The sequence below is a fragment of the Bordetella tumulicola genome, assembly GCF_054779135.1.
The window spans coordinates 78,494-92,414 of sequence record NZ_BAAGYU010000006.1 but is presented as its reverse complement, the minus strand read 5'-3'; the positions used below and the strand labels follow the sequence as shown (position 1 = coordinate 92,414).

Here is a 13,921-nt window from a genome sequence, read left to right as displayed (position 1 = left end):
GAGAAAACAATATGTTGAACAACGGATATTCGAGCATCGCAAAGCATGTCAAGTACGCGGTAGCGATTTTTGTGCTGTTTCTTACGGGCTCTGGCCCTCTGTACGCTGCTCAGGATGAACATGACCATGAAGAGCACGAGAGCACTCCTGCAAGCCCCACCAAAATGGCCGAGGCCGCCGGCCCAAATGGCGGTACGCTCACGTCCGTCGAAACATTTGGGGTGGAACTGCTGCTTAGCGAAGAGGGAGGAGAGCCTCGCCTGAAGGTTTGGGGGTATGCCGAAGGGCAGCCGATTGCAGTAGAACCAGGGGAGGTGGTTGCGAAGTTGACGCGTCCGAATGGAGAAGTGGAGAGCCTCACATTTCGCAAAGAAGGTGGCGATTTGGTTAGTGTGCAATCCATCGCGGAGCCCCACTTCTTTAAAATTGAAGCCGACGTCCACTTATCTGATCAACAGGTCGTCCGCGCTTCTCTAGAGAAAGAGGAGGGCAGGATTTCCCTATCGCCGGAGCAGGTCAAGACTGCTGGTATCAAAGTCGCGGTGGCGGGCCCTGCACCTTTGCCGACGTCTGCCCAATTCCCCGGGGAAGTCAAGTTCAATGCCGATCGTACCGCGCACGTAGTGCCGCGGATGGCGGGTGTGGTGGAAAGCGTTTCAGCCGACCTAGGGCAACAAGTTAAGAAGGGCCAGCTTCTGGCCGTGATTTCCAGTGCGTCGTTATCGGATTTGCGCAGCGAGTGGCTGGCTGCCACAAAGCGACGAGAATTGGCCGCACAGACGCATGCCCGAGAGAGGCGCCTATGGCGCGAAAAGGTTTCCGCAGAGCAGGATTACCAAATCGCACGTGCGGCATTAAACGAGGCCGAAATCGCCGTGGAAAATGCTACGCAGAAATTGAGCGCAGTGGGCGCACTCCCGCAGACGAAAGATCTCGCGCTGTTGGAGGTTCGCGCACCATTTGATGGAATGATAGTGGAGAAGCACATAGCACTTGGGGAGGCACTTGCAGATAACGCCAGCATATTCACAATCTCGGACTTAAGCAACGTCTGGGCGGAGTTTGTGATTGCTCCCAAAGATCTGGCCTCGGTACGCATCGGAGAGGACGCCATCGTGTCATCCACTGCGTTCGAGGCAACTGCACAGGGCAAAGTCTCCTACATCGGATCATTGCTCGGTCAGCAGACGCGCACGGCGACGGCACGCGTTACTTTGAACAACCCGGCAGCCGCCTGGCGACCGGGCCTCTTTGTGACGGTGCAGGTGATTACCGACGACTCGGAGGTCGCGGTCGGTGTCGACGCAGATGCCGTTCACACAGTTGATGGACAGTCCATTGTGTTCATCGAGGTCCCCGGTGGCTTTCTGGCGCAGCCGATCACGGTTGGAAAGAGTTCCAACTCGATGGTTGAAATAACGCGAGGCCTGGAGCCTGGCGTTCGCTACGCTGTTGAAAACGCTTTTACATTAAAGTCGGAGCTCGGCAAAGCCAGTGCCGATCACGCACATTGAAGCGGAGAGACCATGTTTGAGCGCCTCATCCGCTTTGTAATCGAGCAGCGTTGGATGGTTCTATTCCTGACACTTGGAATGGCCGCCATCGGTGTATATAACTATTCACGCCTTGCAATTGATGCGGTTCCCGATATCACCAACGTGCAAGTACAGATCAACGTTGGGGCACCAGGCTATTCTCCGCTGGAAACTGAACAAAGAATCACTTATCCGATTGAAACTGTCATGGCTGGCCTTCCGGGGTTGGAGCAGACGCGATCATTGTCACGTTATGGTCTTTCTCAGACGACAGTAATTTTTGAGGATGGAACGGATATCTATTTTGCAAGGCAGTTGGTAAACCAGCGCCTGCAAGAAGCCAGGGATAGCCTGCCGGCCGGAATAACTCCTACGCTCGGGCCAATTTCGTCAGGTTTGGGCGAAATCTACTTGTGGACCGTAGAAGCGGAGCCTAATGCCCGAAAAGAAGATGGTTCCCCGTATACGCCAATGGATCTGCGTGAGATACAAGATTGGGTCATTAAGCCACAATTGCGTAATATCCCCGGCGTGACCGAGGTTAATTCCATTGGTGGCTTTGCGAAGGAATACCAAGTCGCACCTAGCACCGAGCGGCTTGCATCATATGGGCTCACACTCGCCGACGTCATGACGGCGTTGGAAAGCAATAACGCCAACGTTGGTGCGGGTTATATCGAGCGCAAGGGCGAGCAATACCTAATACGCGCGCCAGGTCAGGTCAAGTCCATCGAAGATATCGGCAATATCGTGCTGACTTCGGTCAACGGGCAAGCAATTCGCATACGGGATGTTGCCGACGTAGGAATTGGCCGCGAATTGAGAACGGGCGCGGCTACGGATAACGGTCAGGAAGTCGTGCTCGGCACGGTGTTCATGCTCATTGGGCAGAATAGTCTTGCCGTCTCCGAAGCAGTGTCGGAAAAGCTAGATTCCATCAACAAAACCCTACCGGACGGCGTTAAAGCTGTCACGGTTTATGACCGGGCGAATTTGATTGACAAGGCGATAGCCACGGTCAAGAAAAATCTGCTTGAAGGGGCGGCGTTGGTCATAGTCGTCTTGTTTGTATTTCTTGGGAACATAAGGGCCGCGCTTATTACAGCGGCGATCATCCCACTTTCCATGCTGTTTACCTTCACGGGGATGGTCACCTATAAAGTCAGTGCCAATTTGATGAGTCTTGGGGCGTTGGACTTTGGCATCATCGTAGATGGCGCAGTCGTAATCGTGGAGAACTGCGTGCGACGTTTGAGCCACGCTCAAGCTCTTCAGCAGCGGGCACTGACGCGCTCTGAACGCTTTCACGAGGTTTTTGCGGCTGCGCGGGAGGCGCGCCGGCCTTTGCTCTACGGGCAGTTAATTATCATGGTGGTTTACCTGCCAATTTTTGCGCTGAGTGGTGTAGAAGGACGGATGTTTCATCCTATGGCGTTGACCGTGGTCTTCGCGCTGCTGGGCGCTATGATTCTATCCGTGACCTTTGTGCCGGCGGCAGTGGCACTCTTTATGGGAAACAAAGTATCAGAGAAAGAAAACCGCTTAATGACGTGGGCGACACGTCGATATCAGCCTCTGCTGGAGGGCACGCTGCGCCGCACTCCAATTGTGCTGGCCGCAGCAACTATATTGGTTATCGTTTGTGGCGTGCTTGCTTCTCGTCTGGGTAGCGAATTTATTCCGAACTTGAACGAAGGGGACATGGCGATCCAAGCCCTTCGCGTTCCCGGAACTAGTCTCACACAGTCGGTCGAAATGCAAAAGCAAATCGAGAGCCGGCTTAAGGAGAAATTTCCAGAAATTGAACGGGTATTCGCGCGCACGGGGACGGCGGAAATTGCTTCGGATGCCATGCCGCCGAATATCTCAGACGGCTACATCATGCTTAAGCCTATAGATCAATGGCCAGCGCCACGGAAGTCACATGCTGAACTGCTGGCAGCGATTCAGGAAGAAGCAGCACAAATTCCGGGTAATAATTACGAGTTCTCGCAACCCATTCAATTGAGATTCAACGAGCTGATCTCGGGGGTTCGCAGCGATGTGGCGGTAAAGGTTTTTGGCGATGATAACGAAGTCCTGAACGCGACAGCCACGGAGATCGCGGAAGTTCTGGAAACAATCCCTGGCGCTTCTGAGGTGAAGGTTGAACAGACTACGGGATTGCCGATGCTTACTGTCAACATCGATCGTGCGCGTGCAGCACGGTATGGACTGAGTATGGCTGCGATACAGGATACGTTGGCTATTGCTGCGGGCGGTCGCGAGGCTGGGACGTTTTTCCAAGGGGATCGACGCTTCGACATCATAGTGCGCTTACCGGAAAAAGTGCGGGAAAACATTGCGGAGCTTCGCAATCTGCCAATTGCACTGCCTGCAGCGCCTGATTCAAAGACGACCTATATTCCGCTAAGTGAGGTAGCAGACTTTGATCTTTCGCCAGGTCCTAATCAGATCTCACGAGAGGACGGCAAGCGCCGTATCGTTGTGAGTGCCAATGTGAGAGGACGCGATTTGGGCTCATTCGTGTCCGAGGCAACCAGCGAGATCGAAGCACGGGTGAAAGTCCCTTCTGGCTACTGGACTTCCTGGGGAGGTACATTTGAACAACTCCAGTCCGCAGCCAACCGGCTCCGAATAGTGGTCCCAGCTGCGTTGTTGTTAGTGTTCGGATTGTTGTTTGCCATGTTTGGCAACGTTAGGGACGGCTTGATCGTCTTTACAGGCATCCCATTTGCGCTTACCGGCGGTGTAGTGGCATTGTGGTTGCGCGGTATTCCGCTGTCGATCACAGCCGCGGTTGGCTTCATTGCACTCTGCGGCGTCGCGGTACTGAACGGCTTGGTATTGCTGTCGTTCATCCGTTCGATGCGCGAAGCTGGCAGATCTGTGGACCAGGCCGTACGGGAGGGTGCGATCAGCCGGCTGAGGCCGGTTTTAATGACGGCTCTGGTAGCCTCGCTTGGCTTTGTGCCTATGGCAATCGCAACGGGGACAGGGGCAGAAGTGCAGCGGCCCTTGGCGACAGTAGTGATTGGCGGAATCATATCCTCAACGATCCTCACCCTGCTCGTGCTTCCGGCGCTGTATCGGCTGGTCCACCGGCACGACAGAGAAGAGATGGAGCTGGAAGAGGTGTCTGAACAAGCCAAGCATGCACCCGCTGTATGAAGGTTTTGGCCGAAATGTCGGCCAAAACCTCCGCTGATGTACGACGACCTTGCTAACTGCTGAAGGGCCGCATGCGCCGCAATCTACACGAGGCATTCAGCTTGCGTAGTAACGCGCAGAACCGTTAGGGAGAATGCTTCGTGATCGTCGCCGCTGCTTCAGAAGGGAACCACAATCGACGCTCCTGGGCCGGCCTGGTTCTGGCATGGGCAACTGCGCTGGGCGCAACATTATCTGCCCTTTTCATTGGCGAAGTGTTGGGGCAGACCCCCTGTGTATTGTGTTGGTACCAGCGGATATTCATGTTTCCGCTCTGCTGGATACTAGGTGTCGCCTGCTATCGTGAGGATTATGGGATCTGGCGTTACGCCTCACCCTTGGCGCTAGTCGGCGGTGGGATCGCAGGTTATCACACGCTGTTGTACTGGCATGTGATTGAGCCGGAGATCTCCGTTTGTTCGGCGGATAGCTCCTGTTCAGGTGCCGCCATGACGATCTTTGGTTCTGTACCCTTGCCGTTTCTCTCACTGCTTGCGTTTACTATGATCGTAGCCTCCCTTTTCACGGCCCGACACTATTCCAACAATGAATCGACGTCTGCTTATCATCACCATCGGTGCAGCTTCGCTTATCGTATTTGCTGTCGCCGTCCTATCTGTACGGTTAACGGGTGCGCCGGAATCGAAAACGATCCAGCAATCCGTCGCGCGTAAGGGCGGAGCACTGCTAGTGCGCTTTCATTCCCCTGTGATTGGGCGGTTCGATGCGCCTATAACCATCGTCGAGTTCTTTGATCCTTCGTGCGAAGGCTGCCGTGCTTTTTATCCACACGTTAAAAAACTCTTGAAGAAGCACCCAGACGACGTCCGCTTGGTGTTGCGCTATGTGTTGCTTCACAAAGGATCCGAGCCAGTGGTGAGAATGCTCGAGGCGGCTCGTAAGCAGGAGCTCTTTCTCCCGGTTTTAGAGGCAGTGCTGAACGCGCAGCCAGAATGGCATGACGATCCAAACGTCGCTGCTGCATGGAGCGCTGCGGCACGCGCGGGCCTGAATGAAGCGAAAGCCCGCGTTGATATGCAGGACGGAGCCGTCAGCGCAATCATTGAGGCCGACGCGAAAGACGTCAACGCTGTAGGTATAAAGGGCACTCCCACATTCTTCGTCGAGGGAAGCCGACTTGACAAGCTTACGCCCCAGGAGCTTTCAAATGCAGTCGGAGAAGCAGTGGGCCGCCACAAACGGCAGCAGTAACGTGTGATGGGCAGCTTTGTTCTGCCTCATATTGAATGGTTCAAATACCGACGCCTCAAGATTAATCGTTGTTGATTTATGAAGGCATCCCGATTCGGTAGGCGTTTTCGGAGGTTTTGAATTCCGCCACTGCTTAGGCGAATCACTCAAGACCTTTAGTTCATCCCTTTGAAACTATCTGGGCATTGTCAATGAACGACAGCAACGGCAGTGATGAGAGCGACAAATTTGATGACCGCTCAATGGGCGATCGTAAGATCTTGTTGCTTGTTTTAATTATCAACCTGAGCCAGTGCTTAGTTGGGGTCGTGGTTGGAATGTGGGCTTCTTCAACTGCACTAATTGGAGCTGCCCTGGATAATCTGGCCGACGCGTCCGTGTACGGCGTCAGCCTCTATGCGGTTGGACGTTCACAGGCGATAAAAATCCGAGCCGTCCGTCTCTCGGGCTGGCTGTTGATTGCCTTGGCGGCGATGCTGGCAGCTGAGGTCCTTCGGCGGTTCTTTGGTGGCGAGGCACCAGTGGGTCCGGCAATGATGGCGATGGCCGCAGCGAATGCGGCACTCAATATCATCTGCTTGAGATTGCTAAAGCGCCATCGCGGAGAGGACGTCAACTTTAAGGCGTCAACTATCTTTACGAGCAACGACTCGGTCGTCAACCTCGGAATTGTCCTTTCAGGTGCCCTGGTATTGGGGCTGGACTCCAATCTGCCGGACCTCATTCTTGGCTTGGTTGTGTCGGTTATCGCGGCCAAAGGTGGTCGCGAAATTCTGGGCGAGGCTAGCAAGGCCGTGGAGAGTGCCAACTCGGCTTAGACACCGCGACACTTGTCCGTCAGGACCATGCCTGTCGACTAATAACCCGCCTGCTGCCTTTCAGCAGGCGGACAATGAGGCCCTAACGCCAGAGGCGAGCAGTAACTCGGTGGAATGGTCTCCGGCTGACCGCGGGACTCCGGCGATAGTCTGCGTGCAACCACGATGATTGCTGGATTGTTGCTGACACCAATCTGTCATGTTTGCGATATGGTCTGTCTGGATATACAGAATCAATGACGCTATTTGCGCCAATATGTCTACAGTACGCCCTACATCGCCAGCCGTTGCCAGCCATTTCAACCCTGATCCTCCACACGGAGAAATGTCTTTTCAGCACGCATTAAGCGCCTTTCACGCGTTGTCTCCGCCGACGCGCCTAGAGATATTTCGCCTGCGGGTGAGCCGAGAGCCCGAAGGTGCCGCAGCAGGAACGATTGCAGAACTCGTGGGTGGACCCCACAACACGGTATCGCAGCTGGCGCGCGGGCCTAGTTTGGGGGGCCGACAAGGGCCTAGCATTATTTACCAGGCTGATGTTGCCTTGATGGGCGCTTTGATGTCCTTCATGTTGACCGATCAGGCGGCCAGATGCTCAGATTTCACCGGATTTATGTGTGCCGGCGGACTCATTGAAATGAGCGCGATTGGCGACATATTTACCAATTCGAAGCAGCAGCAAACCTCTGACTAGATTACCGGTCGTTTCGGATAGACGCGCGTTTGCGAGCAAACTCTTGCATACGAGGTTGAAGCCTCAATTTTATGGACTTAGAAGGGGGCTATCTCGGCGATCTGTCGCGCTTCCACGCAGTCTCGATCCACCGCCCCTGCGGGACTGGACGAATCTGCCAGCAAGCCCAGTGCGCCGTGACATTGACGGGAGGGGTTGACTTCAGACGGTAACCTACGCGGCTACTCTCGCGCTAGCTTCGGCCCTGCTCCCATACGCGGAAGCAGCTTCACGTAGACCAGTTCACTGATGAGCTCAACTAGCGTCTGCGCGACGATCACCGCAGGAATCAAGGGAACGGCGCCTGGAATGGCCATCCCGAGCGGCAGAACCACCAGCGAATTGCGGGTGGCGGCGCTGAATGCCACGGCACGCCCTTGGGCGGTGGGCAGCCGCCAAGCACGCGCCACGTACCAACCCAAAAGCGGTCCAGTGATAGCAAAGACGACATAGATCGGCACAACAGTACGCACGACACCCAGTGCATGTCCAAGTTGCGGTGTCGTTGCGGCTACGACGACGAACAACACCGCCGCGGTGGCTGGCACCGGTAGTAAGCCCAGCATGTTCACGATATCCTGGCCCGGTCTCCCGCGCGATGCCCAGGCTTGGCAGGCAGCGGCCAGGACCAGCGGTACGGCAATCAGCCAGATAAAGGCATGCATGAATGGCTCCCATTTCACCAGGTCAGCTGCCGTATGGTCCAAGAGCCATCCGAGGAAGATTGGTAGGAGCAACATTTGCCCAATCAACAACACAGGCGTGGAGGCCAGCAGTGGCCGAGCGTCAGCGCGCCCCAAGTGTGCGAAGGTCACGACATAATCGATGCATGGTGTCAGTAGTACCAGCAGGACGCCTATGCGTAGCAGCGGATCAGCAGGCAGCCAGGGTAGCAGCACGACAACTAGTAGCGGTACCGCTATGAAGTTCGCCGTTAGCAGCGCGCCCAGGAAGCGTACGTTCGATAGAGCCTCCCGCAACTCCGTCAGAGGTACCTGCAGAAAGGTCACAAAAAGCATGAAGGCCAGCAGAGGATCGATAGCTGGCGCCAGCGCCACTGTTCCAGGCAATTGCCACGCTAGGCACAAAGCCACTATGACGGCCGCGAAGTAGACGAAGATCTGCCAGGATTCCAGGCGTTCGCGATATTTGGCTAGGGACACGGTAAATCCTGGAAAAGCGATGGTATGCAGCGCGATGAAGCACATCGCCACCGCCTATATGGGTACGGGTTTGGCCCTATAGATACCACAAGAATCGTTCAAGTACGACGGCATCGGGCCAGGACGGTACCCATAAATTCCAAACTAAGAAAAGCCATACGAATAATTTCTCATGATAGCAGCTGTCGCAATCTTCGTGCCGACATGTTGTCGGGATTGGCAGAGCAGGGCATGTGGGCCGCGACGTTCGGCACAGGCTTTCTGGCAGCCTTTCTTTCCTCTGTCATGAACAACATGCCCACCGTATTGATAGGTGCATTGTCGATTGATGCTAGGCAAGCCGACGGAGTAGTGAAAGAGGCTATGATCTACGCAAATGTCATCGGTAGCGATCTGGGGTCCAAGATCACGCCCATCGGAAGCTTGGCCACACTACTCTGGCTGCACGTACTCGAGCGCAAAGGCACCGTCATCTCCTGGGGGCATTACTTCAAGGTCGGTATCGTGTTGACGTTGCCAGTGCTCGCCGTGACTTTGGCTGCCCTAGTTTGGCGATTAGATTAGGTCCTACGTCAGCTACACCAGGGGCTTGACGCGAGCTCTCCTCCCGCGGATATGTGGAATGATCGCTGTGCGAGTCCCCGGCTCGGACGCACACGATCAACTCTTAATTCAGTACATTGTTTTTTTCAAAAAAAATGCCTGGAATTGTAGCCAGCCTCTGGTCGGTTGGCGCAGCACTGAGCGTCGGTACTGGTAAATCTTTTGCCCCCATTGTTTGTTCAGAAACCGAGCTACCTCCCGAGGTAGGTAGCGGTGACTTGTGCTCTTTCATGCCCCAGCTCCTGGCTAATGGTTTGCCGCGCGTGAGCATCCTGCACGCGCTGCGCAGACGTCAGGAGCTTCGTTGACAGTCCGTCCGCCGCAGGGGCTTTCCAGCCGGTCAAGACCTCATAGCGGCTTTGCGCATACTGATGACGTAGCCCATGCATATGACTTAGGCCCGCTGCCTTGCACTGCCCATCGTAGACGTGCCGCTGCTGGATGTAGTTCTTGTGCGCCGGGATCAATGACCCGGTTCCCGCCAGACGGTGCGCCGCTTGCAGCACCTCACGCTGGGCAGGCGTGGTAATTGGTACGATTCGCTCCCTTCCACCTTTCGTCCATGAGCCTTTCAGGGCGAGATGGTCTCCTTTGTCTGCATAACGGGGCTGGAAGAGGAGCGATTCTTTCCGGCGCAATCCAAAGGCGGCCTGTAGCTGAAGGCTCATACGCACGTGGGCATCGGTAACGTGAGCAAGACCTGTGCCCAGTTCGCGTGCCTTGCTGACATTGGTCACATAGCGGCGCTCGGCCACGCCCAGTTGCGTGTTGTCCGCCGGCAGGATGCCCGCCTTGCCGATCTTCTCGGCCCACCAACGCAGATGCGAAAGTCGATTCTTGATGGTGCCAGCGGACAAGCCTTCAGCTTGCCAACGTTCTAAAAGGGCTTCGACATGCTTTCCCTTGAGCGATGGGGCCTTCATCTGTCGGAAACCGGCCTCGCGCAGTTGCCGCGCAACCAACGTCAGCGAGCGTGTGCGGTCGGCCTGGGTGGTGTGACTGCCGTCGCGGTTGCGCTGGCAAAGCTGGCGCAGGGTATAGGTCAAGTCATCCATTTTTCCGTCTCTGGGTGAACGTGTTGTCGGTACTGTCGTGTTGTCCTGAAACTCAATGGTTAGTGTTAGTGCCAACTCGCTAGGCGAGATCCCGTGAGGGCAAGGGCATGGTGTTCAGGAGACACCAGAGCCTCGGATGAGGCGTCCGTCTTGCTTCCTGTTGGAAGACCGGACGGAGGAACTACAAGATGAAAACGCGATACGTGTGGATGAATCCTCCTTTGAAAGTGAGTGGGATAAGAAAGCCGCTGCAACCCTACGCATTACGCGCAAGATATGGCCGCGAGGGACAGTGCGCCGTGGGCGCGAAAAAGGATGAGTACGAACAGATGAAAGAAGGCTCCGCCCCATGGGTAGGGGCCGGTATGCAGCAGGAGCCTGGGCATACCTGGGTGGGTTCCGCCCTGACGGGCCAGCGCTTGAAGGAACCCGCGCTGCTGGGGGGGCCGATGTATGAAGCCCATCGGTCTTGGCAACTGTCCGGTCAGTGTAGGACAGCCATCATCATGTATGCCGCACACAATAGGATTCGGTTTTGCCCGTATTGTTGCTGGGGTGCGTGGGGCCGTCACTGCGGCGTGCAGTGACGGCCCATGTCGCGGCATCGGTGCCGTGCTGCGGCAAAAAGCGCTGCGGCAGCGTTCGCGCTAGCCCCTTACCTGCGGCACTGACGCGGCCTTCGGCCTTGTCGGCTACCTGCACAGGGATGCCATGGTTCCCATGTCACGCCTGCACAGGCAGCTTGCGTGCAAAGCCACTGCGGCAGCCTCCACACAGATGGCGTGCATCGGCCAGGGCAGCCGGCGCGTAGTGGGGGTCAATGGCGGGCGCACAAGCCGCAGCGGCGCGCAGCCGCAGGCGAGCTCCGAACGGGTGAGCACCCGGCGTAAGCGCACCATTGGCGCCCACGCAGCGCATCAGCCTGTCGGCTGGGTGCAGGGGATGTTTGTCCCCCCGCACCCTTGCCCTTCGGCGAGAACGGTGTTCCAAGAGGCCGCGCCTCTTGGTCAAGGCCCGAGCCCTAGGCAGGACGCGGCCGCCAGCCCTTGGCCTGCACCACTTGCGTGGCAAGCTCGCCCGCATGCTCCGGCATATTCAGCGTCTTGCGCAGGTGAGCGAGGTACGCAAACGCGGTTTCGCGCGATGCGGGCTGCATGGGTGGCTCTGGACGGGTGCCCAGACGCGGGGTCGCCGCCGTTGTACTCGCACCGGGCTGTTGTGGCAGGCTGGCGGGTTGCTCCGCCTTGCGGCCCGCCCACAAGCGAAATTCTCCGGCAAGCACCCGCTTGATCAGGCCAAAAAAGTAAGCAATGACATTGCGCACGGTGCCGCTCTGGCTGCGTGCCTGCAGTTCGTCCAGCACCTCTTGGCGATGCGTAGGCGGCAGCCGACGCAAGGCGGCCTGCACATCTTTTTGCTGATCGGTTTTAGCGTTCCTCAGGCAAGGCGGCAAGGCCACAGGGGAGGATACCGAGCCGCCCTCCTTATACGCGCGTGCGCGGTACGTACGTTTTTTATACATATACGTCTTATACGTACTGTCTTGCTCAGGCGGCATCTGGTGGGCGTGGCCGGTCTGCAGCGGACTCTCCATGCTGCTGACGGAATCCTCCAACGCCGGTGTTTGGGCAGCGTCCTGGTCCGCTGGCGATGGCGACATGGGTCCGGGCGGCTCGTCGTCGTGGCTCGGCTTGCGAGCGTCGTTATCGCTCGCCGTGGGCGTTTGCTCCAACGTTTCCCGGATGTGCATGGCGACGCGATCCACCTGGTTGTCTTCGCCGTCGACGGACTCGTGCAACAGTTGCGCCAAGCCAGCATCCCGCTCGCAGGCCTGTGCAAAACTCAATGCGAGCTCATGCACCTGATACCGCTCGCTCAGAACATGGCCCGTCATGGGGTCCCGCTGCTGCCCCACCAGGCTGATCCAACCGGTCAGGCGCAGCACGACGAGCACGCGTCGCGCGGTCAGGTAGCCCGCACGCAGCCCCAAGGGCGTGGTGGTCAGATAGCGGCGCAATTGCCCCAGGCTCGCCAGTGGGCTCACACCGTCGGCACCGCGTAGCATGCGCAGGACTTGCCAGGCATTGCGCTCCAGCGGCGTGAGCCGGGTATCGAGCATGAGTGCGGCGGGCGTGGCAAACAGGGCAGTGTGCCCCGGTGGGTCGTAGTGGTGATGATGATGGTCTGACATGAGAAGCCTCCAAAGGTCGGGCCACAGCGGCCCGTTACCTCCCATCTCATCGCAGTCTCGCTGACAGGTCAGGCGACAATGCGATCTGCTCCATACCCGTATTGATCGGTGCGTAGATCGCACGGTTATCACCTCGAGGGCTGGCCCGTTCACGGATCCATTTTTCCACCGCACTCGTTACGAGCAGCAAGTATCAACCCGCCGTGCGCATAGCGACGACCTTGCTCATACGCAGCCTACCTACGTGGTCCGCCCAGGCCTGCATCATCTTCGCCCGGGGCGTCAGATACAGCGCATGGTTGTAGGCGGCGCTCACGTCATCGCGCTCCTGATGCGCCAATTGCAGTTCAATGTGGGCGTGAGGCCAGCCTTGCTCATGCAAAATAGTGGACGCCATGCCGCGAAAACCGTGGCCGGTCATGCGGCCTCGATAGCCCATGCGATACAGCGCGTAAAGAATCGTGTTGTTGCTCATGTGCGTGGGCTTGCCGGTATCGGCGGGAAAGACGTAATCGCGCCCGAAGGACAGCGCCCGCAGCGCTTTCAACACAGCAATGGACTGGCGACTGAGCGGCACGATGTGGGGCGTACGCATCTTCATCCGTTCAGCCGGAATATTCCAGCGCTTTCCAGGCAGATCAAACTCGCTCCATGTTGCGCCGATCAGTTCGGATGTGCGCACGAACGTCAGCACCATCAATTGCAGTGCCAGCCGGGTATGTTCGCCGCCCACGTAATTGTCAATGTCGCCAAGCAATTGCGGCAGCTCTTTAGCGTCCAGCCTGGCATAGTTGCGTTTTTTGCGGGTGGGCAGAATATCTGCCGGCTGCACATCGGCCACCGGATTGCGCTCGGCAATATCGTGGGCTACGGCATAGCGCATGATCTGGCTGCATTTCTGCAATTGCCGCTTGGCAATATCCAGTGCGCCGCGTTGTTCGATGGCTTTTACGCAGTCCCGCACATGGGCAGTAGTCAGTTCCGTGACGGGCTTGTCGCCAATGGCGGGAAAAACGTCAATCTCCAGGCGTCGCCAAACATCGGTATCGTGTTTCGTGGTTTTGCCGATTTTCCACTGTTCGCGCCACTGCTGCGCCACCTTGCGAAACGTCAGGCTGGCCACCTGACGTTCTTCCTGACGCTCGGCCATCGGATCGATACCGGCCTTTAACTGGCGTTTGGTCTGAAGGTGTACATCGCGCGCTGCCGCCAGGGTCAGGACCGGGTACACCCCATAGGCCACGGTCTTGCGCTTGGCGCCGAAGCGGTAGTCGTAGCGCCAATACTTGCCCGCCCGGTTGACCAGCAGATAGAGCCCGGAACCATCAGCCAATTTATAGGGCTTATCCTTCGGCTTGGCCTGCCGTACGGTGATATCCGATAACGCCATGACGGTATCTC

At 57.1% G+C, this 13,921-nt stretch carries 10 protein-coding genes and 2 pseudogenes; 6 read left to right on the top strand and 6 right to left on the bottom strand.

Annotated elements, in window-relative coordinates:
* Positions 1–11: 11 nt before the first annotated feature.
* The 5 genes and pseudogenes from ACYVDM_RS04365 (at position 12) to ACYVDM_RS04345 (ending at position 6,775) form a co-directional block, all read left to right on the top strand.
* Positions 12–1,514: an efflux RND transporter periplasmic adaptor subunit gene (locus tag ACYVDM_RS04365; RefSeq protein ID WP_415789061.1), complete on the top strand. Its 1,503-nt coding sequence runs from the start codon at positions 12–14 to the stop codon at positions 1,512–1,514.
* A gap of 12 nt (positions 1,515–1,526) precedes the next feature.
* Positions 1,527–4,706 carry an efflux RND transporter permease subunit gene (locus ACYVDM_RS04360; protein ID WP_415789058.1) on the top strand — a complete coding sequence of 1,060 codons (3,180 nt, stop codon included), beginning with the start codon at positions 1,527–1,529 and terminating at the stop codon, positions 4,704–4,706.
* A 140-nt stretch (positions 4,707–4,846) separates the two neighbouring features.
* Positions 4,847–5,257, top strand: a pseudogene (locus ACYVDM_RS04355) (disulfide bond formation protein B); the annotation flags it as partial.
* A gap of 34 nt (positions 5,258–5,291) precedes the next feature.
* Positions 5,292–5,957, top strand: coding sequence for a DsbA family protein (locus ACYVDM_RS04350; RefSeq protein WP_460475319.1), 666 nt, complete (start codon positions 5,292–5,294; stop codon positions 5,955–5,957).
* Positions 5,958–6,142: 185 nt separating this feature from the next.
* Positions 6,143–6,775: a cation transporter gene (locus ACYVDM_RS04345; RefSeq protein ID WP_415789054.1), complete on the top strand. Its 633-nt coding sequence runs from the start codon at positions 6,143–6,145 to the stop codon at positions 6,773–6,775.
* Positions 6,776–7,690: 915 nt separating this feature from the next.
* Here ACYVDM_RS04345 and ACYVDM_RS04340 read toward each other — a convergent pair.
* Positions 7,691–8,671 carry an arsenic resistance protein gene (locus tag ACYVDM_RS04340; protein ID WP_415789052.1) on the bottom strand — a complete coding sequence of 327 codons (981 nt, stop codon included), beginning with the start codon at positions 8,669–8,671 and terminating at the stop codon, positions 7,691–7,693.
* Positions 8,672–8,869: 198 nt separating this feature from the next.
* Here ACYVDM_RS04340 and ACYVDM_RS04335 point away from each other — a divergent pair.
* Positions 8,870–9,235 (top strand): annotated as a pseudogene (locus ACYVDM_RS04335) (ArsB/NhaD family transporter); the annotation flags it as partial.
* Positions 9,236–9,465: 230 nt separating this feature from the next.
* Here ACYVDM_RS04335 and ACYVDM_RS04330 read toward each other — a convergent pair.
* The 5 genes from ACYVDM_RS04330 to ACYVDM_RS04310 all read right to left on the bottom strand — a co-directional run bounded on the left by ACYVDM_RS04330 (position 9,466) and on the right by ACYVDM_RS04310 (position 13,910).
* Positions 9,466–10,329: a phage integrase N-terminal domain-containing protein gene (locus tag ACYVDM_RS04330; RefSeq protein WP_415789050.1), complete on the bottom strand. Its 864-nt coding sequence runs from the start codon at positions 10,327–10,329 to the stop codon at positions 9,466–9,468.
* A gap of 504 nt (positions 10,330–10,833) precedes the next feature.
* Positions 10,834–11,031 (bottom strand): hypothetical protein, encoded by a 198-nt coding sequence (locus ACYVDM_RS04325; protein ID WP_415789048.1) that lies wholly within the window; start codon positions 11,029–11,031, stop codon positions 10,834–10,836.
* 21 nt (positions 11,032–11,052) lie between these two features.
* A complete protein-coding gene (locus tag ACYVDM_RS04320) occupies positions 11,053–11,247 on the bottom strand; it encodes a hypothetical protein (protein ID WP_415789046.1) in 195 nt (64 codons plus the stop codon).
* A gap of 103 nt (positions 11,248–11,350) precedes the next feature.
* Positions 11,351–12,520: an STY4528 family pathogenicity island replication protein gene (locus ACYVDM_RS04315; protein WP_415789044.1), complete on the bottom strand. Its 1,170-nt coding sequence runs from the start codon at positions 12,518–12,520 to the stop codon at positions 11,351–11,353.
* 193 nt (positions 12,521–12,713) lie between these two features.
* Complete coding sequence (locus tag ACYVDM_RS04310) at positions 12,714–13,910, bottom strand: tyrosine-type recombinase/integrase (protein ID WP_415789042.1); 1,197 nt, start codon at positions 13,908–13,910, stop codon at positions 12,714–12,716.
* Positions 13,911–13,921: the final 11 nt, after the last annotated feature.